This window comes from Thioclava sp. F36-7, from assembly GCF_002020075.1.
Taxonomy (GTDB): domain Bacteria; phylum Pseudomonadota; class Alphaproteobacteria; order Rhodobacterales; family Rhodobacteraceae; genus Thioclava; species Thioclava sediminum.
The window spans coordinates 1-22789 of the sequence record NZ_MPZR01000019.1; the positions used below are offsets into that span (position 1 = coordinate 1).

A 22789-nucleotide genomic window follows, 5' to 3' on the forward strand; every position below is an offset into this window, starting at 1 on the left:
TGGCCCGCTGGGCCAAAGCGCCCCGGCAGCCGCCAGCTATCTGAAAAGCGCAGCTGCCGGGGCGCGAAGCGTTCCCTTCGCTTCAATCCCATGCCCTCTCTGGCGGCAGACTTTTGCTCCGCCCCGTGGCCGGTTTTTGCTCCGCCGTTGACACTGCGGGAATCGTGAGGGATCTTGCGCATACCGAACCCACTCACGCGATCCCTTCCGGCTTTCCCTCTGGAAGGTCTCGTCGGTTTCTATGATCCCGGAAAGTGCGCCCGGTTCGACCTTCAGAATTTGGTCGAAGACAATTATTCTCCAGCGCCAGATCGTGTCGCGAGAGACCCCGAGACGGGCTCCAAGCTTGCGGCAGGAGAGCGGACTATCCCCGGGGTCCAGCATGTTGCGAAGGACCTCGATGAACAGGCCTGGACGATGAACACGGGCGAGCGGCGTGCCGGTTCTCCCGGTCCAGGTTCGCGAACAGCCCTTGCACCGCCAGCGGCGCGCCCCGGTTCGGGTCGTGCCCCAAGAAGACCGCGCGGTGCAGCAACAATGGGGGCAGGCCTGTTCCTCGCCAACCTCGTCGATCTCGACGACGGCTTCTGCCCTTCGTCGCGCGGTCGCAAGGGCAGCCTCCGCCTTCCCGATCTGCGCGGGTGGCAGCTCCGAGATGGATTTGAGAAGAGCATCAAGCAGCTGGGCAGGCGTGGCATGGCGCATAGAACATCTCCGGCAGAACGGCAGATGCGATATTGGCTACTTCTGGCAGAACGAAGGCGAACCAACACGATTTGCTGACATTCCCAAAATTTACGCGGCCATCTTCAGTTTCTGGGCGGGCGTCATCCCGCCGTTGCCCATATTCGGGCCTTCATGGTTGTAGGCCATAGCCACTCGGTGGCAATATGCTGCACCTCCTCAATGTTTTCGAAAATGTACGGGTCCAGACGTAAGCGCTTTGCCGAACGCCTCCTGCCGCTCTGGGATCATCTGTGGGAGTCCTGTGCCGGGATGAGGCATATGAGAGGACGGCAAAATGAACGGCATTTTAGGCGGCTCAGCGGATGGCTACCCTCAACGTCCAGTCAGGACCGACAAGGCGATCAGGAACGGCAATGCCCCATGCAGCTCCACCGCAAGGCGGCTTCCAGCCCGGTATGACGAATGTTGTTCGAGGCGGGGATGGCCGCGATGCGCAGCGCTCAGAACATCGACCCGATGTCCGACGCCCCCGTCGGATAAGCTGCTGGCATGGATTTCACCTGCTTTACGGTCAGCCCCAGTTTGATCGCCAGAGAGAAGATATTGATGAGCTCGGCAGCGTCAGGACCGAACATGTGCGCGCCGAGGATCTGCCCGCCTTCGCTGGCGATGATTTTTGCGCCCGCGTGACTTTCACCCAGCCGTTTCTGCGAAAACCAACTCGAGGTGTCGGTGAAACGCACCTCGACGTCACCCCTCGCGCGCGCTTCCTCCTCGAGCATGCCGACCCGCGCGAGTTCGGGAATGGTGAAGACCACACTCGGCACACCGGTGTAATCGGGTTCTGTCCGCTTCTCCTTGAGCATATTAGACGCGGCGATCTTGCCCTCGAACACCGCCACCGGGGTCAGCGGCTTGCCGGGCGAGTCGGCGGCGTCGCCGGCCGCGAAGATGCGCGAGTTCGACTGCGATTGCAGCCAGGGTGTGACTTTGACCCCGTCACGCTCAGTCTCGATGCTGGCTGCGGCGAGGTCGAGATGGTCGGTGGCGGGCACCCGGCCCGCGCCGTGCACGACGAGATCAGCCTCGACGGTGTGGCTCTTGCCCGCCTTTTGGTAGACCACGCGATGCACCCCATCGGCATCCTCGACTCGCTCGATCGCGGCCTCGTCGACGATCTCGATCCCGGCGGCGCGGCTCCGGTCCAGCAGCATGTCGACCAAGTCGGGATCGAACATCTTTAACTGCCGCGCGCCACGGTCGAGGATCGTCACCTGCACCCCGACGCGTGCCGCGATATGCGCGAACTCGAAGGAGATGTAGCCGCCGCCGACGAAAGCGATCCGATGGGGCAGCTCGGCGAGGTTCAGGAAGTCGGTGCTGTCGATCAGCGTCTCGGCGCCGGGAAACTCCAGAGGCCGCGGCTTAGCCCCCGTGGCGATCAGCGCATGGCGGAAGGCGATCTCGCCCTGACCCTCGATCTCGATCCGGTCCTCGGCCGTGAAACGAGCACCGCCGTGGAACGTCTGGACCCCAGCCTCCTTCAGCCCGCTCTCCATGCTCTGGGGCACCGGATCGGTGAAGCTCTCTTTGTGCTTCATCAGGGCCGGCCAGTCTATCCGGGTCTCGCCCGCGATGCCTTTGCCGGACAGTCGCTGCGCGGCCTCCACTGCCTCGGCTCCGGAACGAAGCATCTTCTTCGGGTCGCACCCCCTTAGCGCGCAGGTGCCGCCGTAGGGGAGTTCGTCGACGATGGCGACGGACCAGCCAGCATTGCTGCATTTCTTCGCGGCGGTGATCCCGGCCATGCCGGCACCGATGACGATCAGGTCGAGCGTGTCAGTCATCTTTGCTCCTTGTTCTGTCGAATTGGCTTCGTGGGGTCAGACCGGCGCACGGGGCCCTGCGATGATGATCCCAGCACCGAGAAGACAGAAGCTGACGCCGATCAGGTCCCACCGATCCGGTCGCACCCCTTCAACGGTCCACAGCCAAATCAGGGAGACGGCGATGTAGATGCCGCCATAGGCCGCGTAGGCTCGTCCAGCGGCGGCACTGTCAGCCAGCGTCAGCAGGTAGGCGAACAGTGCCAGCGAGGTCATGCCTGGCGCTAGCCACCAGATCGACTTGTCCAGCCGGCGCCAAGCCCAGAAAGCGAAACAACCGGCGATCTCGGCAAGTGCGGCGCCGATATAGGCGGCAAGGGTCGGCATGGGATTTTGGGTCTCCTGTCGTGGTCGAGGGTCGCTACCCCGCGCAGCAGCTGAGTGCACCGACGTCTTTCTCGAAAGTCTGGGCGGCAAGCTTCAGCCCCTCGACCGTCGTGAGATAGGGCATGATGGTGTCACCAAGCTCCTCGTAGGTGAATCCGGCCCTGAGGGCCATCGCGGCGGCCTGGATGCTGTCGGCGCCCTCGGGGGCGAGGATCTGCGCGCCCAGCAGCCGCTTGCTGCCCGCCTCCGCCACCAGCTTGATCAGCCCACGCGTATCGCGGGCCGCCAGCGCGCGCGGCACGGCGTCGAGCGGCAGAACCGAGGTGACGACCTCGTGCCCGGCGGCGCGCGCCTGTGCCTCGCTCAGACCCACGCCCGCCACCTGCGGGTCGGAGAATACCACCCAAGGCATCGTGTCGTCGTCATAGCTGCGCGCCTCGCCTGCCACTGCATTTCGGGCCGCGAGCTTGGCGCCGTAGGCTGCCATATAGACGAACTGGTCGCGCCCGGTGACATCACCCGCGGCCCACACCAAGGGGTTCGCCGTGCGCATGTGCTCGTCGACGACGATCCCGCCCTGCCCATTGGTCTCGATCCGGGCGGCGGCGAGGTTCAGACCATCGCTATTCGGCACCCGCCCAGTGGCGAGCAGCAGCCGCTCGGCTTCGAAGCTTTCACCGCTCGTGGCGATCAGGCGAATGGTATCGCCGTCACTTGCCACGCTATCGTAGCCTGAAACACGCGCCAATCGGATGCCCTCTTCTGCAAGGTAGCCCTCCAGCGCCTTGGAGATCTCTGGCTCGGCCTTCGGCAGCACGCCGCTTCGGCTTATCAGCGTCACGGCGACACCGGCACGAGCGAAAAGCTGCGCCAACTCCACGCCGATGTAACCCGCGCCGAGGACCAGCATTGATGCGGGCAACTCTATGAGCTCCAACGCCGAGCTGCTGTCGAGGGCACCGACCTCCTCGATACCGGGGATCGCTGGCACATGTGGTCGGGAACCGGTCGCGATGACGATCTTAGTCGCTGGAAAGGCAGCGCCTTTTACGGTCAGCTGGCCTTCGTCGTCGAACCGGGCGCGGCCTTCGACATAATCGATGTTCTCGTGCCGTGGCAGGACGTCAGTGTATTTCGCCGCACGCAGGTCCTCCACGAGCGCTTGCTTTTGTGACACTGTCGTTGCCCAGTCGATAACGCGGGCTTCCCCCTCGATACCGTCGAAGCGATTTATCGCTCGTGCGTGCTGCAGGCCTTCTACCGCGCGGATCAAGGCTTTGGAGGGCACGCAGCCCACGTTAACGCAAGTGCCGCCGATCATGCCGTCGCCGATCAGGGCAACGCGCGCGCCGGCCTCGGCAGCCGTGATGGCAGCCGAAAATCCGGCCGAGCCGGCACCGATCACGGCAAGGTCGTAGGTTCTGTCCTTGGAAAAGCAGAAATCTTTCATATCAGTCCCTCTTCAGTTCGGGTCCCGTCGCCGCCAAAGCGCATAGAGGGTGACTCCGACGAATACCACGAGCGTCGGTAGCAGCACGATGTCGAGCCAGCCCAGAAGGGCGGAGAGCCCGACCGCGCCCAGCAGTACTACCAGAATCGGGGTGAAGCAGCATAGGGCTGCAACCATGGCGCCGATCAGCCCATATTTCAGAAGTCGGTCATTCTTTCGGGAGCACGTATGGCTATCGGTCATGACCCGCCCCCGTCAGCTAGGGCTGCACCGTAGCCGACGCCGGTGACGGCTGCGATGAGTGCTTTGGGATCGGTGACGGCATCGTCGTAATGCAGGACATAGATGCCATCCTCGGCCTCGCCTTCGACGAACTCTGCGATCTTGACCGACTCCACGCGCTTGAGCGCGGTCGCCACGATGTAGCTACAGGAGGGGCAGGTCAGCGCAGTGACGTGTAGCCTCGTCTGCGCCTCGCCTGCCAGCGCCACGACAGGAGCGAGAAGTAGAATTGCAGTAATAAGGATGCGTTTCATCGGTAACTCCATTTCAGAACGTCAAAACGAAGGGGGCGACATAGGGAAATGCTAGCGCCAGCAGCACCACGACCAGCGCTCCCCAGAGAAGCGCTCGCATCAGGGCGCGATCCACTGGGCGAGCACAGGTACCAGCGCCGCACTCCTCGATTGGGACCGGGCGGTAGGCCTTCCAAAACCCGTAGCCAAGCGCGATGGTCGCGAGAGAAAGTGTGAGCCACTTGTAGGCGTAGAGGGCGGTGAGTTGACCGATGAATACGCCGGTAACGCCGAGGCTTACCAAGACAAGCGGCAGGATGCAGCAGGAGGTCATCGCCAGCGCGCCTAGCAACCCGGCACCGGTTGCAGCCCATCCGGCCCTATCCGGTCTTTCTGCAGCATGTCGTTCGGTATTGGTGGTTTGCGACGTCATCGCTTCGCTCCTGTTGTCCTTCGGCGAGTAGCAACGTAGGGTCTGTAGCAACTACAGGATCAAGGAGAAATCCAGTGTCCGACGATCACGCCAACGCGAGCGAAATGAAGCGTTCCGACCTCGCTCGCCTGACAGGCTGCAACCTCGAGACGATACGCTACTACGAAAAGGTCGGTTTGTTGCCCGACCCGCCACGCAGCTCCGCTGGGCATCGACGCTACGGTGATGCCCACGTCGAACGGCTGAACTTCGTGATGCGAGCACGCGAACTGGGCTTCACAATGGAGGAAATCCGCGAGTTGCTCTCCCTTGTCGATCGCGGCAGTCATACCTGCGCAGAAATCGAACGGATGGGGTCCCATCATCTGGACGTGGTCCGCGCAAAGATCCGCGATCTTCAGGCGATTGAGATCGTTCTCGACCGGACCATCGCACGCTGCACAGGCGAAGAAACCCCAGATTGCCCGCTGCTTGAGGTTCTCATTAAGGGGCCGATCAAGCGAGAAAAGGACGACGGTCTGTCTGAATATTGACCGTCGGCACGAGGTGTCGAACAAGTCCGTTCGCCGCCAACCTTTCTCGAGCCACCTTCCGCTTGCGCAGCGCTACTCAAGCCGTTTCGCCGAGATGAGAGATACCGCGCGACACCGCCAATGGCCGCTTTCGGAATGCGGCACTGCGGCGCAGTGAGCTTAAACGAAGTTGCGGTTCTGGCCGATTGTCTCCAAGCCTGACAAATCGAAGCTCCCTCAAGTACCCGAACCATGCTATAAGAGACGCATGAAGCACTTTCGCGAGATGCTGCTTGAGGCGCGACCGGAGATCGCCGATCGCGAGGCCGAGTTTCCGGACAAGATTGATCTCGCGATGGAACTCCGTGCTCTGCGCGACGCGGTGAACCCAAGCCCGGAACAGGTCGCGACTCTTTCGGAGTTGTCGCTCGAAAACGTTCAGACCTGCGAGTCGCTCACCGGAGAGATGCCGGAGCCCGACCTTGTCGCAGCCTATCGCTCTGCGATTGACAAGCACTCGTCTCTGCAGACTTAGCCCGGGGCCAAGAATTCACAGCAGGCCCAACGAGCGATCGACGGTACGTTCATCTGGAAACGCATACAAGCCCGAAGAATTCGGACATGGATGCCGAGAGAGGTGCCCGCGCCCCACCCACTTCGACCAGTAAAGTCCAGCTGGTCGAAGTTCTGTCGCTCGATGTAGCTCGGCGCAACTCATACGAATATCGGTTCAGCACCGCGCATCCCCCTGAAACTCGCGTCTCGCTGCCCTGACACCCTTGCTGAGCAGCGATCCACCACCCCATACGCATTCCGGAGTTCTGCTGTCAAAAGCGCCGCCTGCGACAGCGCGTAAATTCTCCCGCCCCGGAGCCGCAGGCGACGCTTTTTCTCCTCAGCGGCCAACGACCTGAGCAGAGTTCAGTAGCGGCCAATTTTCAAAGGTAACCTCGAGAAGGAGCCGCTCGTGTGAATAAACTGTGCCGAAATCGATTGCCCGTTCGACCGGGTCGCCCGTGAAGGCGTCGAGCCGATGAAACCCCGGCCGAACCGGCTCAGCCATCTCTCGGCATTTTCTTTCGAGACGTTTCGCCTCTTCCCATTCCTCATCGATACGGAGATGTGCGATGGCCCGGCCCAGCTTTTTCTGCTCCTCACGAAAGTCGCGCGTCTGCCGCTCGTATTCTTCCAAGGTTTTCGCGCCAAACTGAGGATTTGCACCGAAATATGCATCGACAGCGCCCATCGTCTCGTCCCAGGTTCCTCCGGTTTTGATGAGTTTCGGAGCGACGGGGATGTGGGAGCAATAGGCGGGAGGCGGCTCCACGAATGAGATATCGAGCCATTCCGAGGCGAAGCCGAGCACACAGCAATAGCCTGCCTTGTTGTCGAGAAGGATATTGAGTTGGAACTCGACCTCGTAACGAAAATCTTCAAGCTCTTCTGCGTCGTAGCAGCGATCGTCACGCCGATCGACGGGATCGATGTCAAATTGACCTTCATCGATAGTGTCTTCGGGAAGCAGAAGAAAGTTGGTGATGGGATACTGAAGCATTGGTTGCCTTTGGTTTTGTGTCAGAAAATCGGAAAAACACAGCGTTGTCGCGTGCTTTCGGTGAGGCGCCTTACGAACCCGATGGCTTCGCAAGGCCTTCGTCATCAAGCGCTCGTCTTGGCCGCAGCCCGCACGAGATCGGCGATCTCCTCCCGGCGATTGGCGATAACGATCGCCAGCAGGTGCTCTCCCACGATAGGGAGGCCCATTTCGTCCTGGATGCGTTCGGCGTGCACAGAGACATTTTCGCCGGTGATGGTGATCTTCGCGATGACCTGCACGCGCGTAGCGGCAAGCTCAAACACGAGCTCCGCCTCGAGCAAGAGCAGGTCCTCGGTATGAGCGTAGAGTTCAAAATCCCGAACCGAGAGATTTGCAGTCTTCAGTTCAGAGACCCTGGTTTTGTCTTGCATGATATTTGTCCTGTTTAGAACGACGTGAGGGGTGCGCACGGACGGCCTGCTAGCGGGCCGCGAGATGTAGCGCGAGGTTGCCGGAGTGGTTTGACTCGAATTTTTCGGAGGAACATCGGGCGACGATTTCTCGCTGATGGACCGCAGCTCGGGCGCCAGGCGCTGTGCGTCGCGCGGCAATTGGCCACTGGCCTTGCTCGCGGCACCCTTCGGGCGATCTTCGCGAGACGCGTCCTTGGAGCCGTCGTCACCGCGATCGACCAAGCAGCGCGCAGCTGAACCCTCTGCAATGACCAGCGCCTCATAGAGGACGACAACATCACTCTTCGCGACCGAGTAATGCGCGACGGAATCTTCGCGCACCTCGCTGAAATCCAGCTGCGCGAAGCGCTCGCGCAGACGTTCGGGAGTGACGCCATCAGCGGCTTTCACAAAGAGATGCGAATTCGGCGAGCGACGCGCGAGGTCATTAAAAATCCGGCCCGCGACGCCGCCCACGCGACGGATGGCGAACTCGGCCTCGGCGGCATCGCAGAAGACGAAATCCGGATGGCTGATGCAGGCCGGCGCCTCGACGCGCGCATCGTCGCGGCGCTCCCAGATCTGGAAGACGGTGCGGACCGACGCGGGTTTCCCCTCATACAGAAAGGACCCGCTCGGCAGCAGGATTTCATCGACGAGATGGAACTTCTCGTCGAGCCTGCGCCGCACCGACGGCTTGCGCACCGAGCGAGGCAAGATCATCGCGATGACATCCGCATGCTCCGCCGCACGGTTGAAGAAGGCGACCGCTGTGCTCGTGTTCCGCCCGAACGGGGGATTGCCGACGACCAGATGACGCTGAAACCCGCTCGGCGGCGTCCAGTCGAGATAATCTGCGTAGGTGACGCCGTCTGCGGCGGGAACGAGGTCGAGCCCGATACTGGTCTTGGGCATCAGCTCGAGAAACGCGCCAGCTCCCGCGGACGGTTCGATCCAGAGATCACCGGCTTGCACGGGATAGAGTTCGACGAGCCGACCGTAACAGGCTTTGGCAATCTCGGGCCGCGTGAAGAACTGATCAAGAGCGGAAGCAACGTTGCAGGTCGGTTGAACGGGGACGTGAATAGTCATGAGGACTTCTCCTGGTTGATGTGAAGGGGAAGTCGAGCGGTCCCGGAAAAACAGAAATCAAAAGATGAAAAAAATTCGAAAAAATTTTCATCGACGCCTTTCGTGGATCAAATCGGCCCCCGGAACGACGAACGTGGTGCGAAGACTGGCGGAGAGAAACGGACGGGCAGAACGGTGGCGGATCGACCTGAGCGCGCCTTCCCTGAGGCACCGGGCCAAGGGTCTGGCGGGCCGAAAATCAGCTGTGCTGATCAGCGCGCCGCGAGGAAACCACGACTTCTGCAAACCACGAACAGGCAGCAAACTCAGAGAGTAATAGAGAGGTAGCCTGCGATTGGCTTTTCTGTCGCCCGCGCGGTGTGACGCGCGACAGAAAAGCCAATCACGGCCTCCAAATTTCGTGCGTCATTCCGACTCTAAGGACTGACACATGCTTGAGACCCCTTCGACCCGCCCCGCCAAACCGCAGCAGCGCCCGAAACCTTGGTCCGACACGATCAAGGCCGGCGACATCATCTCCTATCGCTTCCCACTACGAGAGGGGGCGACAGAGGAGCGCCCCAAGCCCCGTCCCTGCCTCGTGCTTGCGGTCTCCCATCACAACGGTCAGCGCTGGCTCTGTATTGCCTACGGAACATCAAGTCGCAAAAGAGCGCGCAACCCGCTCGGGATCGAGCTGTCGCTCACCACCGCGATGGCCTGCGGCCTCGACCGTGCGACCGGTTTTCTCGGTTCGCGCACGCGCGTGATCCGGACGAACGACCCCGCACTCTGCGTTTGCCCGGACCTGCGCACCCCGGTGCTTGGCGCTCTGAGTGGCCGTGCATTCGAGCGGATGCTCTTGGTGCAAAAACGCCTGCTCGCCCAGCATGCGGCCGCTGAGAAAAGCCCCGCTTGAGGATCAAGCAACCCCGAGCCACTGACCCGTCGATGGCGCTCTCGCAGCGAAGCGCCCTCGCGGCCCCAGCGGCTCGTTCAGCAAATCAAAACAGACCTTCGGTCATCTCCGATGATCTCGCGCTTCAACCCCTCACCTCAATCGCAATGGCTCCCCCACGGGGTCGTTCTTGAAGCCCCCGGAAAATCCGCCGGGCACGACAGAAGGATCTGTCCCATGCACTACCAAACCATCCCAGTCGCACGCATTTTGATGTCCGAATTCCTCACCGAACAACGGGAAGCGCTTCGCGAAGCGGCCACGCGCCTCGGCGGTCCACAGGCTGCACGTCGCGTGGCGGCACTTACGCGCGATCTGGCGCAGCCCATCCCGATTTCCCGGACGCTGTGGCGGCAGCTCCAGTGGGTCTCGGACCTGCTTACGCTCGAGCTCGTCGACGATCTCGACAGCCTCGAGGCGGGATATTTCGCCGACCTCGACCCCAACGACCCCGTCGTCGAAGAAATCTGTCTCCTCACTGACCAATATACCGACCGCCTCGCGGATCTGCAGGCGGAAGAGCGCGCGGACACGCGCAAACGCCAGCAAGCAGCCTGATCATCCCCCCTTCGCGCCGCCCTGAAAAATCGGCGGCGCGACCTTGAACGATCCGCACTCCAGCAGATCGAAACAGGAGTCACTCATGACCATCACACAAATCCAGCCCAACATCGAAACCACGGCCCGCGCGGCGATCGAGGCGGCGCGCGCGCTCCAGACCGCACTTGACGAGAGCCCCCTCGACCTGCAGCAGGACGCACCGCGTATCCGCACCATGCTTGAAGCGTTTCGCGCTGGCGAGCTTTATCGCGACCGTGAAGAGGCCACTCTCGACCTGCTGCAGACCCAGGTGCTCGAAGCTCTGACGGCCCGCGCCCCAGGCTACCGGGACATCGCGCTGCACTGTGACACAGACGACTACGCCTTCCTCGACCCGGAGCTCGAGGCGATCCGGCGGCTCTGGGAAGAGCTGCGCGTCTTCCGCCATCTTCGTCAAACGGTGCTCGATCAACTGACCGCCGAACGCCAGGTGTCGGCGCTTCGGCGCAGGTCGCTCGCCACCAACAGCTAAGAAAAAGAGCGTCAGGCCGGGAAATCCCGGCCTGACGCTCCTGCGTCGTCGAGGAAAATCGCAAATGTCTGCAGTTTTTTCTTCTGCAGCTCCCTACCACGCCCACCTCACTTCCGGTTGCGGCGCAAAGCGCTCACTACGCGCACCGCACCCTCGCTTCCCCCAAGGTGGCTGCGCCTTCGGCCGCCGAGAAAGAGGTCAAACCAAATCTGAAGCGTGGTCAAAACGAGATCGTGCGGCTAGCCATCGCCGAAACACAACTACCGCGGCTGCCCCCTCCCAAGTGAAACCGCCGCCAGAAAAAGGAAACCTGCTCATGAGTTCACATTACGGCAATACGTGCCTGCTCATCACCGAAATCGACCTCGATCTGGGTGAGACCATCAGCGTGGCGGACCTCGTCACATACCTTTACGACTATGTCGAAATGCAGTTCGGAGAGTCTGAGCACCCGTCGCTCGAAGTCATCGCTGTGTGTTCGCAGCGCGAGAACCAGATCTGGTGCGCGGATCACAGCGACGCCACGCCGAAGTGGCTCAGTGAAGACCTCGACTGGGACCAAACGGTGCGAAGGGTAACCGGCGAACGTCTTTCGCTGGACGAAGCCACTGCCAGCAAAATCTGCAGCGATCCTGCAATCGCCGAGCCGATCTTGAAGACCATGATGCTCGACGACCTGCGCGACGAAAACTATGGCGTCCTCAGCAGGCGCGCCGACGCTCTGTCTTCGCTGAAGTCAGGGACCGCGCCCGGGTTTCTCGGGTGGAACAGCTTCGTCAAAGAAGAACTCGATCAGGCGATCGACCTGCGCGAAGCCGATGATCCCGCCGCCCACGGCCTGCTTGTCGAGATAGCATATCATTGGCGCTAGGCCGAAGCTTACGTCCTCCCCGGTCATGAAGCCAGCAGGTCGGTGCGCATAAATGCGTCACGCCTTGCAGCCGTCTCCCAACAAAATCTCTCGAACTTGCAAGGCCCCCTGTGTGGTCAGTGGTCGTCCTAGCCCACCCCCCGACGGTGGCGCTGAACCTACCGAGCCAAGTTGCGTCGTCACCAACGCCCCGCGCGATCAGTCACCAACTTTTTCGCGTAAACGCGCGATCTTTTTTCCGTAACCGCGCGCAGGTCCCATATCCCCGGCAACCCCCGATAGGCCAACCTGAACCCCATGCTCAAGGAGAAACCATGCAACCCGCCACCATCGCACTCGACATGTCTGACATCCGCCGCTTCAAGCGCCATCTTGCATTGGCCCTCCCAGAACTCGGTCCGAGCCTGAGGATGGAACTCGCCGCGCGCGGCCTCGGCTACGGAACATACGCCGGAATGCTTACCGATCTGAAAAATGGACCCGTCGAGTTCATGGATATTTCAGCGGATGCAGGCGCGGAATTCGCCGATCTGATCGGACTGGACCTATTCGAGGATGAGATCCGCGACATCCTTTATGGCTTCCAATGAAGCCCGGGTTATTCGCGAGAAGACTGGCGGGCGTAGACAAGATCGCCGTTCTCGTCCAGTCCGACGCCCAGCCCGAGCGCGCGCTGCCTCTCGAAGAAAGCAATCTCCTGAGCCGTCGGTTTGGACATCGCTTCGGTAAATGCGTCCAGCCACGCACTCTCAACGCCGCCGCTGTATTCAGAGACAGAACGCGCCTCGGCTCCGGTATCGTGCGGGTCTTTCGTCATCTTGAGCCTTCCGGATTCCGTGCGGCACCACCGCAGATGCGTGGCTATCAGGATAGACGGCCCGACCGGTTCCGTCCAATTCTTGTTCGCGCATTCCGAGAGCGAGGAGCCGCGACCGAGTTGAAATGCAAAGAGCTCACGACATCGCCTTCTTCAACGGGCGCTTCGCCGAACTTGGTGAAGGATATAAAACATGGACGCCATCATCAGAGACACTTCGGCGCTTGAAACCCTGGCCGTCATGGACCCCAAAAGTAAGGATGAGGCTTCATCCGGCAGCTCGCAGCCGGAGCAACGGCGGAAAAAATGTGGCGCGAGCCAAATTTTCATTTCCGTCCGCGCATGAAGTGACCCATGTCACATGGGAGAGGCGGGTATCGTCGCCTCTCGCCACCACACGCAATGAAGGATAGTTAGTAGGCGAATAGGCGGTGACCCGACGAGAGTTGACGTTAGGTGAAAACAAAAAATGACCTTGCCGGCTCGGATCGGGTTTCCGCAGTAGAGTCGCCGAACCTATTTTAAGAGTCAGGGCCGCGGAAAATCCCGCTCAGCCCGCCTCCGGTCAACGAAGCCCATCGCCAGCCTGAATGAGTTTCTCCTGCATGTGCAGGGATGATCCGAACTCAACGACTATCCTCGTCGTAAGGCATGGCGCGTCCCCCGCATGTGCGGGGAAAAGGCACACCCGAACCGCAAGGTTCGGGTGTCCATGCTTTGGCGCAACCAGCCCGCCATCGTGACAAAGTCCGGAAACTCCGACGTCCAGAGGTCCAGAAAGAGTAGGCAGAGCAAACACTAAGTGGGCTCCGGTCGTGGCAAGATGAAAGACTCGAGGCAGGTCACCTGCACCAAGGCGGCATCCGCGAGGATCAACGCAGCGAGATGCGTGCGCGGGGCGTCGGAGAGCATCGTCTCAAGAGCGCCAGTCGCCGGTGCGACCGGAGTCCCCTGCCCCGCTGCCAACCATCGGTCGAGCGCTTCCGGAGCGTGCTCCGGCAGAACACGTCGCAGCGCCACGACCGAAATGCTGGCATTCTCTTCTAAAGTCTCCTCGACGATCCGCATTTTCTCAGACGAAGTCCAGCGGCGGCGCTGGCCGAGATCCGTGATGATCTAATAGTCAGACATAAACACGTGCTTAGGATATTCCTCAACCTCCATGGTCATGCCCAAGTGATGGGTCGAAAAGGGGGCCAGTTCAGGGCTTCCTTACCGAAACGTCGCAACACGAATATTGTTGGTGCTACCGACTTTGCCAAAAGGTGACCCCGACAGGACTACCATCGTATCTCCGATCGCCGGGGACAAAAGGCGTGCGCATTCGTCCTTCGCGGTGGCGACCATCGAGTTGTAGTCGCCGATCGACGGTTCCTGTATAGACCGCATGCCCCAAACCAGCGCCATCCGGCGCGATACGCGCTCATCGCGGGTCATGAGGATCAGCGGCAATTTGGGGCGACGGGCGGCAATGCGAACGCCGGTTGCGCCGCTTACAGAATATGCCAGGATGCATTTTGACTGAAGCGAACAAGCTAGTGTTGCCGCTGTATCGGCGATCATGTCCGCGGGGGTCGGAGCTGGCTCGCGGCTGGCAGCAATAGATTTGGCGTAGAATGAGTGCGCCTCTGTGCTTCGGATGATGCGATCCATCACCTCAACAGCCTCGGCAGGAAACGCACCGGTGGCACTTTCTGCTGAGAGCATTACCGCATCTGCGCCGTCGTAGACCGCAGTGGCCACGTCGGATGCCTCTGCCCGCGTTGGCGCGGGTGAGGATGTCATCGATTCAAGCATCTGCGTTGCCACGATCACGGGGCGGCATTCGCGGCGACACAGCGCAATGATTTCTTTCTGTCGAGCAGGCACCTGTTCCGGCGGTATCTCCACCCCGAGGTCGCCGCGGGCGATCATGATCGCGTCCGACTTGCGGACGATGGCTTCGATTTCGTCCAAGGCCGACGGTTTCTCGATCTTCGCCACAATTCCGACACTGTTGCCGACGATGGCGCGCAGAGCATCGATATCGCTGGCTTTCTGCACGAAGGAAAGGGCAACCCAGTCAACACCAAGCGACAAGCCGTATTCAAGGTCGCCGCGGTCTTTCTCGGTTAGCACCGGCAGCTCCAGAACACAGTCGGGCAGGTTCACACCCTTGCGGTCGCTGACCTTTCCGCCTTGCAAAACCTCGGCCTCGATCCGGCCCGGCGCCTTCGCAACAACCGTCAACTGGACCCGTCCATCATCGATGAACAAACGGTGTCCGGGCGCGATTGCATCGAATATCTCGGGATGCGGCAGGGGTATCTCTGTCAAACTGTCAGTGGTGTCCTCAGCCACCAGAGCGATCTTTTCACTACGTTCCAGCGTCCGCTCGCCTCCAGCTATGCGGCCAAGCCGAATCTTGGGCCCCTGCAAGTCCTGGAGGATACCGATCGGCACGCCAACCTCTCGTTCCAGCGCCCGGATCGCGTCGACCGTCGCGGCGTGGATCGCGTGCTCACCGTGACTGAAGTTCAGTCGAAACGTATCAACGCCTTTCGTGAACAAGGTGCGCAGCATGAACGGAGAGCCACTCGCCGGCGCCACTGTGGCAACGATTTTGGCTCGTCTGTCGCGGATCATGAGGGAGTCCTTCATCTCAATTTCAAAGAACGAGAACCGCTCTGAAATCATTAACGTTTGTCAGAGTTGGCCCGGTGCGGATCAATGCGTCCAGCCGATCGAAAATACTGTAGCTGTCATGAGCGCCAAGATAGGCCTTCGGATCGAGCCCCACCGCTTGGCTTCGGACCAGAAAGTCAGGTCCGATCAGAGCACCAGCGGCGTCTTCGGTGCCATCGATCCCGTCGGTATCGGCGGCAAGCGCATGAATCTGCTCAGAGCCGTTGAGGGCAATAGCGAGCGACAGCAGAAATTCGGTGTTCCGGCCACCGCGCCCAGGTTTTGTGTCGCCAATCGATACGGTGGTTTCCCCACCCGAAAGCAGAACGGCAGGCGCACGCAATGGCGTGCCATGGGTGCGCACCGCTTTGGCTATTCCCGCCATGATGATGCCGAGTTCGCGCGCTTCACCTTCCAGAGCGTCGCCAAGCAGAATTGGCGAAACGCCTGCGTCGCGCGCAACCCAGGCCGCGGCTTCCACCGACGTCTGAGGTGTCGCGATAATGCGGAAGTCGGGGACGAAACCGGTTGCTGGTTCAGGATTTGCGAGCAAGATGTCGCGCGCCGCCTGCGGCAGTGAGGGGCCGAGCCGGGTGACAAGATGCGACAGGTTCTCGGTGGCCGAGGGATCGGGAACCGTCGGGCCAGAGGCGATGGCGGCGGGGTCATCTCCTGGCACGTCCGAGATCGCTAGCGATACCAGCTTTGCGGGGGCCGCGGCCGCGGCCAACCCACCTCCTTTGACCCGCGAAAGGCGGCGGCGGACACGGTTCATGTCCTCGATCGTCAGGCCGGATTTCAACAGCAGACGGTTGACCTCGATCTTCTCGTCCAGGGAAAGGGGGGAAACGGGCAGCGGCATCAGGGCTGAGCCGCCGCCAGAGATCAGTGCCAGCACAAGGTCATCAGGCCCCGCAGCTTGTGCGGCGGCTAGAATTTCTTTTGCAGCGCATTCTCCGGCGGCGTCAGGCACGGGATGGGAGGCTTCCCGGACCTGAATACGTTCGGTCGGCACTCTATGCCCGTACCGTGTGACAACAACGCCCGAAAGGTCAACGTCGGGCCAAGCCTGCTCCAGCGCCTTCGCCATCGAGGCGGCGGATTTTCCTGCGCCGACCACGATGCATCGCCCGGCAGGTTTCGGGGGCAGATGCCGAGCAAGAACAGTCGCAGGGTCGGCAGCGGCGATCGCCGCGTCCAGCATCTCAAGAAGCAGTTGTTCAGCCGATTGCATCGGCTACCGCCTTGCCACAAGTCACGGTGTCCGCAGGTCCGCCAAGATCGCGGGTGCGCAAGGCAGGCTCTGCCAAAACACGCTCGATGGCGGAAACCACATCCGTTGCGGCCTCGGGGTGACCGAGGTGATCGAGCATCATCGCCCCCGCCCAGATCTGGCCGATCGGGTTGGCGACGCCCTGCCCGGCAATATCCGGCGCCGAACCATGCACCGGTTCGAACAGCGAGGGGAAATCCCGCTCGGGGTTGATGTTGGCCGAAGGCGCAATGCCGATCGTGCCGGTGCAGGCCGGTCCGAGATCGGACAGGATGTCGCCGAACAGGTTCGACGCCACCACCACGTCGAACTTGTCGGGGTTGAGAACGAAATGCGCGGTCAGGATGTCGATATGATACTTGTCGACGTTCACACCCGGATAGGCCTTGGCCATCTCGGCAACCCGTTCGTCCCAATAGGGCATCGTGATCGAAATACCGTTAGATTTCGTGGCCGAGGTCAACTTGGCGCGCGGGCGTTTTGCTGCCAGGTCGAAAGCATATTTGAGAACCCGATCCACACCGATCCGGCTCATCACCGTTTCCTGCATCACAACCTCGCGCGGCGTGTCCGGGAACATCTTACCGCCAATCGAGGAATATTCGCCCTCGGTATTCTCGCGCACGATCCACATGTCGATGTCGCCGGGCTTGCGCCCCGCCAATGGGCTGGGCACGCCCGGCATCAGCCGCGCGGGACGCAGACTGATATATTGATCGAACTGACGGCGGAACTGGATCAGCGAGCCCCAGAGAGAGATATGGTCCGGCACCGTATCTGGCCAGCCGACGGCGCCGAAGAACAGCGCATCATGGCCACCAATCTGATCCTTCCAGTCGTCGGGCATCATCTGGCCGTGCTTGCGATAGTAGTCACAGGAGGAGAAATCGAAATCGTCAAACCGCATGTCGATGCTGTGTCGCTTGGCGACAGCCTCCATCACGCGCAGCCCCTCAGGGATCACTTCCTTGCCAATTCCATCGCCGGGGATGACCGCGATGTTCAGATGGTTACTTTCCATGTCTCTACCTCTCAGTCGTTGCGGCCGCGCACGGCCTCAATGGCGGCGTCGGTGACCATGCGGGTGGTGGCTTTACCGCCCAAGTCGGGCGTGTGCAGGTCCGGGTTCGCGGTGACGGTCTCGACGGCGGACATCAACCTGTCGGCGGCGGGTTTCTCACCCAGGTGTTCCAACATCATCGCGGCGGTCCAGAAGGTCGCCACCGGGTTGGCGGTGCCCTTGCCGGTGATGTCGAAAGCCGAGCCGTGGATCGGTTCGAACATCGACGGCGTCTCGCGCTCGGGGTTGAGGTTCGCCGTGGGCGCGACGCCGATGGAGCCCGAGAGCGCCGCCGCAAGGTCGGACAGGATGTCGGCGTGCAGGTTGGTGGCGACGATCGTATCCAGAGACGCCGGGTCCATTGTCATGCGCACGGTCATCGCATCGACAAGCATCTTATCCCAGGTGACATCGGGGAATTCTTTAGACACTTCGGCGGCGATCTGGTCCCAGAGCACCATGCCGTGCCGCTGGGCATTCGACTTGGTCACCACGGTCAAGAGCTTTCGCGGCCGCGACTGCGCCAACTTGAAGGCAAAGCGCATGATCCGCTCAATCCCCGCGCGGGTAAAGATCGAGACATCCGTCGCCACCTCAAGCGGCAGGCCGGGGTGCGAGCGCCCGCCCTGCCCCGCGTATTCGCCTTCCGAGTTTTCGCGGACAATCACCCAGTCGAGCTCACCATCATTGACGTTTCGCAGGGGGGACCGGATACCGGGCAATACCCGGGTAGGCCTCACGTTGGCGTATTGGTCGAGTGGCTGGCAAATCGCGAGGCGCAACCCCCAGAGCGTCAAGTGGTCAGGAACATCCGGCGCGCCAACCGCACCGAACAGGATGGCATCGAAGGCACGCAGTTGGTCGGCGCCATCCGCGGGCATGAATTGCCCGGTGCGCTTGTAGCGGTCGGTCGACCAGTCGAAGTTCTCGACGGCAAAGCTGAAGCCACCGTCCTTCTCCGCCAGAGCGTGCAGGACCTCGAGACAGGCGTCGACAACTTCCACACCAATCCCGTCGCCGCCGATGGCGGCGATCTTGTGATTACGTTTACTCATAGTTTCTCCAGTTTAGATCAGAAGCCCGGCGGGCATACGGAGCAGCAGCACATTTGCCATGAGCCACCAGAAGCCGGTGCAAATCAGCAGGCCGGATAGAATCCAGATTGCCCATGTTTTCGCGGGGGGGCGGTCATAGTCCGCGACAATCATGATCGCGACAAAGGCAATCATGCTCGTGACGAGAAAGCCGATCACTGGCATCAGAAAGACCCACGCCAGAAGGACGACACCGAGCGAAATCCGACGTATCGCCCCGGTATTCAGATTGGCCAGCTTGAACGATCCGCCAGCGGGGCGACGCAAATTCATCACTATCAGCAAGGCTGAAAAGGCGATCAACACGGCCGCGATCGTCTTCGGGAAAACCGATCCGAGCGCCGACATGCCGGATGCGCCAAGATAGATGGTAATTCCGAGAGCAATGAAGAGGATCGCGAACATTACTTCGGGCAAGTCTCGTTGCTTATGCTCGGGAGTGATTTCGGTTCCGTCATCGGCAATCGGCTCGGCAATTTGCCCGAGTTGCCGACGACGCTTTGCCTTCCAGTCCGCCCAGAAAGGGAAGCCGAGCGTCAATAGCGCCGCACAGATGATGCCGATGCTGATCGGCCGCATGAAGAACATTTCCGTCATGCGCCCTGAGGCATTACCGATCAGATAGGTCTGAACGAAACCCTGTTCGGCGATCGACCCGAGAACCAGCCCCAGCACGATGGGAGAGGGCTGGAATCCATATCGGTTCAAAATCCAGGAGAGGATTCCAAGACCAACCATCAGTTGGGCATCAGCGACGTTCGAGTGGATCGCGAAGGAGCCGATTATGGTCAACAGCGCTACCGTCGGAGCGAGCACGGCCTTTGGCACCTTGACGATGGTCGAATATGCATAGCGACCGATCAGTAGACCGACTGGCAGCATCAGAAGGGTCGCGATCAGAAGGCCCCAAATAAACGTGTAGACGATATTGCCGTCCGTCGTGAACAAGGTTGGTCCAATCTTAATTCCTTGCACCAGCAGCGCGCCCAGAATGATCGCATCAGGGGGCGTGCCAGGAATGCCCAGAACGAGCGTCGGGATAAAGCCACCCCCGACAGTCGCATTGTTTGCGGATTCCGTGGCGATCACCCCGTCCGGGTTGCCCTTGCCAAAGCTCTCAGGATTTTCCGACGTGCGGCGTGCTTCCGAATAGGACACCAGCCCAGCAATCGACCCGCCGGCTCCCGGCAGAACACCAATCACGGTGCCGATGACGGAAGAGCGGATCACGTTGAATTTACGCTTTAGTGCAATGCGCGTGCCTTCGCGAAAGCGCAGCCCGCCCGTTTCAGAGGGCTTCAAATGCGGATCGGCGTTGGCCACAAGATCCAGGATAACGGGCACGCAGTAGAGCCCGATGATCGCCGAGGTCAGGTCGATACCTGCCAGAAATCGTTGCATTCCCATCGTGTAGCGGACGTCGCCACCCACCACTGCCACCCCGATCATCGATAGAACGAGCCCGAGACACGCGCCGATGAGGCCTTTGACGGTATTGCCCACAGAAAGTGCCGCAATGAGAGTGAGGCCAAACATCGCGAGCCAGAAATATTCCGTTGGCCCAAATGCCAGTGCGACCTTAGCGAGGGGCGGCGCAAGCACGAGTAGCGAAAGCGCGCCGACCATTCCGCCCACAACAGAAGAGATAGTAGCCAGCGAGATCGCCAGACCGCCGTCGCCTCGTTTCGCCATCGGGAAGCCATCAAAAGTTGTCGCGATCGCGGAGGGCGTGCCAGGAGTATTCACGAGGATGGCGGCAAAGGCGCCGCCATAAATCGCGCCTGTGTAGATCGCGCCGAGGGCAATAAGGCCAGCGGCGGGATCCATTGTAAAAGTGAAGGGGACAAGCACCGCGACCGCCATTGTGGCCGAGAGCCCAGGCAGGGCACCAATTATCGTCCCTAGCACCACGCCCGCAAGCGCGAGGACAAGATTGAGCGGTGTCAATGCGTCCACGAGATAGCCGATGATGTCCATCTTCGCGCGCCGTTACTTGATAATGCCGAGCGCTTTGGCGCCAGCGGTATATTCCTTGATCCGCGCAGCCACGAAATCATCCATCTTGCCATAACCAATATCGGTCAGCACAAAGCCGGCACTTTCCATCTTCTCGATGAAATCCGGGCGGTGATTGATCTCGGTTACGATGTCGGAAATCTTCTGGCGGATGGGCTCAGGCGTCGACGCCGGCACAGCCACCCCGCGATAGGCGCCGCCCACAATGTCGTAACCGAGTTCCTTAAAGGTAGGCACATCGGGGAAAGCCGGCAGGCGCTCGTCCGAAGCGACCGCAAGCATCCTCATTGCGTCGCCCTGGCTCACGCCCGAGGTTGCATAGTTGAAGCCGGCAGTGGTCTGCCCACCCAGAATCGCGGTGATCGACGGACCGGTGCCCGAGAAGGGAACATAGGTCGTATTGATATCGGCAAGCTCGTTGAACTGCACCGCCGCGAGATTGTTGGCCGAGTTCGAACCCGACCCAGCAAAGGTCACAAGCCCGGGGTTTGCTTTTGCATAGTCGACGAGGTCGGCCAGAGTCTTGAACTCGCTATCTTTCGTCACGAAGATCGCGTTCGGCGTATAGTGGAAATAGTTGACCGGCGTCAGATCCTCGGTCTTGTAACCCGCGGACCCTGCAAGCGGCTGCAGAACCGTGTGCGGCATGTTGATACCCATGATCGTGTAGCCGTCGCCGGGCAATGAATTCAACTGCGACCAGGCTTGAGCACCGCCCGCACCGGGCTGGTATTGGATCACGACTTGCTGTCCGGTGACAGCTTCCCACTCGGCCTGCTGGAAGCGCGCTGAGATGTCCGACTCGCCACCGGCGTTGAACGGAATAATGTAGGTCATCGGTTTGCTCGGGAAGTCGTCGACAGACTGAGCCGCGAGCGGCGTCGCCGAAAGTAGCCCGGCAAAAATGACTGCGAGTGTCTTTTTCATAATTTCCTCCTCAAGAAGCGCTGCGGGGAACCCACAGCTCATATGTTGGGGAAACTAGCTCCGGGCTTAGGACCCGGAGTTGCTTCCCCTACACCTGATCACGTCCTCCAAGCCGCAAGCAGGATCCGCCAACTCCCACAGGCGGACAGGGAAACGCTAGACTAATTCTGCAAAATCGTTAATTTCATAATAGGAACATCATTAGTTCATCTGGGTAAGCAATGAGTGAGAGCGACCTCGGGTTCTTCGTCCTCTTGGCGCAGCGCGAAAGCTTCGTCGAAACCGCACGTGAAATAGGCATTACAGCATCGGCCGTGAGCCGCCGTCTGGCACGCTTGGAAGATCGGCTTGGCGTCAGGCTTATGAACCGCACCACTCGCCGGGTCAGCCTCACCGGCGAAGGCGAAGCGTATTTGAGCAAAGCAATACGTCTTCTCGGAGAAATCGAAGAGCTCGAGAATAGTTTGCGCTCCGGAAGCGAGCAGCCGAGCGGCCTGCTTCGGATCAACGCAACATTTGGTTTCAGCAGGGAGTATATTGCTCCAACAGTATCCGCATTTTGTGACACCTACCCGGATGTTGAAGTGCAGTTGGTGGTAACAGACGCGCCAATGAATCTGATCGAGCAGGGCTTCGATCTGAGCATTCGTTTCGGAACGCCACCGACCAGCAATCTGGTCCAACGTTTGTTACAAAGAAACCGTCGGTTCATGTGCGCTTCCCCCGCATACATTGAGAAGCACGGGATGCCCGAAAACTTGGAAGAACTGCGCCGACATAGCTGCATCGTGCTACGCCAAGAACACGACATCTACGACATCTGGCGTTTCGACGAACGGGGCGGCAAGAACCCCTCAGCACGTGTGAGCGGCGGGCTGAGCACCAATGATGGTGACATAGCACGTGAATGGATGCTGAACGGTCACGGGATCATGCTGCGTTCTGAGTGGGATATCGCCGAACTCGTGCGCAAAGGTCGCCTTCGGGTCGTTCTGCCTGAGTACTTCCAAACCGCGAACATCGCTGCCATCTATCCCGAGCGCCACCACCTGACCGCCAAAGTGCGCGCTTTCGTCGACCTGTTGGCAGAGCGCATCCGGACCGCCGACTCGCAGGCCCCGTTCCAAGTCGAAGCGTCGGATCTGAGTAAAATTGCGTAACTTTCTC

At 60.6% G+C, this 22789-nt stretch carries 24 protein-coding genes and 2 pseudogenes; 9 read left to right on the plus strand and 17 right to left on the minus strand.

What is annotated here, in order from left to right; translation table 11 throughout:
* Positions 1-795: 795 nt before the first annotated feature.
* The 7 genes and pseudogenes from BMI89_RS20750 to BMI89_RS20015 form a co-directional block, all read right to left on the minus strand.
* Positions 796-923: pseudogene (locus BMI89_RS20750) on the minus strand (IS3 family transposase); the annotation flags it as partial.
* A gap of 264 nt (positions 924-1187) precedes the next feature.
* Positions 1188-2534: an NAD(P)/FAD-dependent oxidoreductase gene (locus tag BMI89_RS19990; RefSeq protein WP_078572530.1), complete on the minus strand. Its 1347-nt coding sequence runs from the start codon at positions 2532-2534 to the stop codon at positions 1188-1190.
* Between the two features lie 36 nt (positions 2535-2570).
* Positions 2571-2900: a YnfA family protein gene (locus tag BMI89_RS19995; RefSeq protein ID WP_078572531.1), complete on the minus strand. Its 330-nt coding sequence runs from the start codon at positions 2898-2900 to the stop codon at positions 2571-2573.
* Between the two features lie 34 nt (positions 2901-2934).
* Entirely contained in the window at positions 2935-4350 is a 1416-nt protein-coding gene (gene merA / locus BMI89_RS20000) for a mercury(II) reductase (protein WP_078572532.1), read from the minus strand.
* A gap of 12 nt (positions 4351-4362) precedes the next feature.
* Positions 4363-4593, minus strand: coding sequence for a mercury resistance system transport protein MerF (merF, locus tag BMI89_RS20005; protein ID WP_078572533.1), 231 nt, complete (start codon positions 4591-4593; stop codon positions 4363-4365).
* On the minus strand, positions 4590-4886 hold the full coding sequence (locus BMI89_RS20010) for a hypothetical protein (RefSeq protein WP_078572534.1): 297 nt from the start codon (positions 4884-4886) through the stop codon (positions 4590-4592). Before BMI89_RS20010 ends, merF begins: the two co-directional genes overlap by 4 nt.
* Positions 4887-4899: 13 nt before the next feature.
* Complete coding sequence (locus BMI89_RS20015; RefSeq protein WP_078572535.1) at positions 4900-5298, minus strand: mercuric transporter MerT family protein; 399 nt, start codon at positions 5296-5298, stop codon at positions 4900-4902.
* A 74-nt stretch (positions 5299-5372) separates the two neighbouring features.
* Here BMI89_RS20015 and BMI89_RS20020 point away from each other — a divergent pair, with 74 nt between their 5' ends.
* Together BMI89_RS20020 and BMI89_RS20025 are read left to right on the plus strand one after the other, a co-directional pair.
* The gene (locus tag BMI89_RS20020; protein ID WP_078572536.1) at positions 5373-5831 is read left to right on the plus strand and encodes a helix-turn-helix domain-containing protein; all 459 of its coding nucleotides are present in this window, start codon (positions 5373-5375) and stop codon (positions 5829-5831) included.
* Between the two features lie 247 nt (positions 5832-6078).
* Entirely contained in the window at positions 6079-6345 is a 267-nt protein-coding gene (locus tag BMI89_RS20025; protein ID WP_078572537.1) for a hypothetical protein, read from the plus strand.
* 360 nt (positions 6346-6705) lie between these two features.
* Here BMI89_RS20025 and BMI89_RS20030 read toward each other — a convergent pair whose 3' ends face one another.
* Both BMI89_RS20030 and BMI89_RS20035 read right to left on the minus strand, forming a co-directional pair.
* Positions 6706-7470, minus strand: a complete 765-nt coding sequence (locus BMI89_RS20030) for a hypothetical protein (RefSeq protein WP_143593982.1) — start codon at positions 7468-7470, stop codon at positions 6706-6708.
* Positions 7470-8891: a hypothetical protein gene (locus BMI89_RS20035; protein WP_078572539.1), complete on the minus strand. Its 1422-nt coding sequence runs from the start codon at positions 8889-8891 to the stop codon at positions 7470-7472. Before BMI89_RS20035 ends, BMI89_RS20030 begins: the two co-directional genes overlap by 1 nt.
* A 430-nt stretch (positions 8892-9321) precedes the next feature.
* Between BMI89_RS20035 and BMI89_RS20040 the strand changes: the two genes are divergently transcribed.
* From BMI89_RS20040 to BMI89_RS20060, 5 genes are all read left to right on the plus strand, one after another.
* Positions 9322-9789 carry a type II toxin-antitoxin system PemK/MazF family toxin gene (locus tag BMI89_RS20040; protein ID WP_078572540.1) on the plus strand — a complete coding sequence of 156 codons (468 nt, stop codon included), beginning with the start codon at positions 9322-9324 and terminating at the stop codon, positions 9787-9789.
* A gap of 216 nt (positions 9790-10005) precedes the next feature.
* Positions 10006-10386, plus strand: coding sequence for a hypothetical protein (locus BMI89_RS20045; RefSeq protein WP_078572541.1), 381 nt, complete (start codon positions 10006-10008; stop codon positions 10384-10386).
* A gap of 85 nt (positions 10387-10471) precedes the next feature.
* Positions 10472-10900: a hypothetical protein gene (locus BMI89_RS20050; RefSeq protein ID WP_078572542.1), complete on the plus strand. Its 429-nt coding sequence runs from the start codon at positions 10472-10474 to the stop codon at positions 10898-10900.
* Between the two features lie 316 nt (positions 10901-11216).
* Positions 11217-11771 carry a hypothetical protein gene (locus tag BMI89_RS20055; RefSeq protein WP_078572543.1) on the plus strand — a complete coding sequence of 185 codons (555 nt, stop codon included), beginning with the start codon at positions 11217-11219 and terminating at the stop codon, positions 11769-11771.
* 314 nt (positions 11772-12085) lie between these two features.
* Positions 12086-12361, plus strand: a complete 276-nt coding sequence (locus BMI89_RS20060; RefSeq protein WP_078572544.1) for a hypothetical protein — start codon at positions 12086-12088, stop codon at positions 12359-12361.
* Between the two features lie 8 nt (positions 12362-12369).
* Here the strand turns inward: BMI89_RS20060 and BMI89_RS20065 are convergent, their stop codons facing one another.
* A complete protein-coding gene (locus tag BMI89_RS20065; protein ID WP_078572545.1) occupies positions 12370-12588 on the minus strand; it encodes a hypothetical protein in 219 nt (72 codons plus the stop codon).
* Positions 12589-12781: 193 nt separating this feature from the next.
* Here BMI89_RS20065 and BMI89_RS20990 point away from each other — a divergent pair, with 193 nt between their 5' ends.
* Entirely contained in the window at positions 12782-12934 is a 153-nt protein-coding gene (locus tag BMI89_RS20990) for a hypothetical protein (protein WP_168176853.1), read from the plus strand.
* 662 nt (positions 12935-13596) lie between these two features.
* Here the strand turns inward: BMI89_RS20990 and BMI89_RS21270 are convergent.
* The 7 genes and pseudogenes from BMI89_RS21270 to BMI89_RS20100 form a co-directional block, all read right to left on the minus strand.
* A pseudogene (locus BMI89_RS21270) lies at positions 13597-13704 on the minus strand (transposase); the annotation flags it as partial.
* A gap of 96 nt (positions 13705-13800) precedes the next feature.
* Positions 13801-15264 (minus strand): pyruvate kinase, encoded by a 1464-nt coding sequence (gene pyk, locus BMI89_RS20075; protein WP_210402186.1) that lies wholly within the window; start codon positions 15262-15264, stop codon positions 13801-13803.
* Positions 15236-16486, minus strand: a complete 1251-nt coding sequence (locus BMI89_RS20080) for a glycerate kinase (RefSeq protein WP_078572547.1) — start codon at positions 16484-16486, stop codon at positions 15236-15238. Before BMI89_RS20080 ends, pyk begins: the two co-directional genes overlap by 29 nt.
* Entirely contained in the window at positions 16473-17546 is a 1074-nt protein-coding gene (locus BMI89_RS20085; RefSeq protein ID WP_078572548.1) for a tartrate dehydrogenase, read from the minus strand. Before BMI89_RS20085 ends, BMI89_RS20080 begins: the two co-directional genes overlap by 14 nt.
* 11 nt (positions 17547-17557) lie before the next feature.
* A complete protein-coding gene (locus BMI89_RS20090) occupies positions 17558-18640 on the minus strand; it encodes a tartrate dehydrogenase (RefSeq protein ID WP_078572549.1) in 1083 nt (360 codons plus the stop codon).
* A gap of 12 nt (positions 18641-18652) precedes the next feature.
* Entirely contained in the window at positions 18653-20656 is a 2004-nt protein-coding gene (locus BMI89_RS20095) for a tripartite tricarboxylate transporter permease (RefSeq protein WP_078572550.1), read from the minus strand.
* A gap of 12 nt (positions 20657-20668) precedes the next feature.
* A complete protein-coding gene (locus BMI89_RS20100; protein ID WP_078572551.1) occupies positions 20669-21622 on the minus strand; it encodes a tripartite tricarboxylate transporter substrate binding protein in 954 nt (317 codons plus the stop codon).
* Positions 21623-21843: 221 nt separating this feature from the next.
* Here BMI89_RS20100 and BMI89_RS20105 point away from each other — a divergent pair, with 221 nt between their 5' ends.
* Positions 21844-22782: a LysR family transcriptional regulator gene (locus tag BMI89_RS20105; RefSeq protein ID WP_078572552.1), complete on the plus strand. Its 939-nt coding sequence runs from the start codon at positions 21844-21846 to the stop codon at positions 22780-22782.
* Positions 22783-22789: the final 7 nt, after the last annotated feature.

Excerpts from the sequence above, each read along its gene's own strand:
- BMI89_RS19990 (WP_078572530.1), bottom strand. The coding sequence starts at position 2,534 with ATGACTGACACGCTCGACCTGATCGTCATCGGTGCCGGCATGGCCGGG.
- BMI89_RS19995 (WP_078572531.1), bottom strand. The coding sequence starts at position 2,900 with ATGCCGACCCTTGCCGCCTATATCGGCGCCGCACTTGCCGAGATCGCC.
- merA (WP_078572532.1), bottom strand. The coding sequence starts at position 4,350 with ATGAAAGATTTCTGCTTTTCCAAGGACAGAACCTACGACCTTGCCGTG.
- merF (WP_078572533.1), bottom strand. The coding sequence starts at position 4,593 with ATGACCGATAGCCATACGTGCTCCCGAAAGAATGACCGACTTCTGAAA.
- BMI89_RS20010 (WP_078572534.1), bottom strand. The coding sequence starts at position 4,886 with ATGAAACGCATCCTTATTACTGCAATTCTACTTCTCGCTCCTGTCGTG.
- BMI89_RS20015 (WP_078572535.1), bottom strand. The coding sequence starts at position 5,298 with ATGACGTCGCAAACCACCAATACCGAACGACATGCTGCAGAAAGACCG.
- BMI89_RS20025 (WP_078572537.1), top strand. The coding sequence starts at position 6,079 with ATGAAGCACTTTCGCGAGATGCTGCTTGAGGCGCGACCGGAGATCGCC.
- BMI89_RS20030 (WP_143593982.1), bottom strand. The coding sequence starts at position 7,470 with ATGACGAAGGCCTTGCGAAGCCATCGGGTTCGTAAGGCGCCTCACCGA.
- BMI89_RS20035 (WP_078572539.1), bottom strand. The coding sequence starts at position 8,891 with ATGACTATTCACGTCCCCGTTCAACCGACCTGCAACGTTGCTTCCGCT.
- BMI89_RS20040 (WP_078572540.1), top strand. The coding sequence starts at position 9,322 with ATGCTTGAGACCCCTTCGACCCGCCCCGCCAAACCGCAGCAGCGCCCG.
- BMI89_RS20045 (WP_078572541.1), top strand. The coding sequence starts at position 10,006 with ATGCACTACCAAACCATCCCAGTCGCACGCATTTTGATGTCCGAATTC.
- BMI89_RS20050 (WP_078572542.1), top strand. The coding sequence starts at position 10,472 with ATGACCATCACACAAATCCAGCCCAACATCGAAACCACGGCCCGCGCG.
- BMI89_RS20055 (WP_078572543.1), top strand. The coding sequence starts at position 11,217 with ATGAGTTCACATTACGGCAATACGTGCCTGCTCATCACCGAAATCGAC.
- BMI89_RS20060 (WP_078572544.1), top strand. The coding sequence starts at position 12,086 with ATGCAACCCGCCACCATCGCACTCGACATGTCTGACATCCGCCGCTTC.
- BMI89_RS20065 (WP_078572545.1), bottom strand. The coding sequence starts at position 12,588 with ATGACGAAAGACCCGCACGATACCGGAGCCGAGGCGCGTTCTGTCTCT.
- BMI89_RS20990 (WP_168176853.1), top strand. The coding sequence starts at position 12,782 with ATGGACGCCATCATCAGAGACACTTCGGCGCTTGAAACCCTGGCCGTC.
- pyk (WP_210402186.1), bottom strand. The coding sequence starts at position 15,264 with ATGATTTCAGAGCGGTTCTCGTTCTTTGAAATTGAGATGAAGGACTCC.
- BMI89_RS20080 (WP_078572547.1), bottom strand. The coding sequence starts at position 16,486 with ATGCAATCGGCTGAACAACTGCTTCTTGAGATGCTGGACGCGGCGATC.
- BMI89_RS20085 (WP_078572548.1), bottom strand. The coding sequence starts at position 17,546 with ATGGAAAGTAACCATCTGAACATCGCGGTCATCCCCGGCGATGGAATT.
- BMI89_RS20090 (WP_078572549.1), bottom strand. The coding sequence starts at position 18,640 with ATGAGTAAACGTAATCACAAGATCGCCGCCATCGGCGGCGACGGGATT.
- BMI89_RS20095 (WP_078572550.1), bottom strand. The coding sequence starts at position 20,656 with ATGGACATCATCGGCTATCTCGTGGACGCATTGACACCGCTCAATCTT.
- BMI89_RS20100 (WP_078572551.1), bottom strand. The coding sequence starts at position 21,622 with ATGAAAAAGACACTCGCAGTCATTTTTGCCGGGCTACTTTCGGCGACG.
- BMI89_RS20105 (WP_078572552.1), top strand. The coding sequence starts at position 21,844 with ATGAGTGAGAGCGACCTCGGGTTCTTCGTCCTCTTGGCGCAGCGCGAA.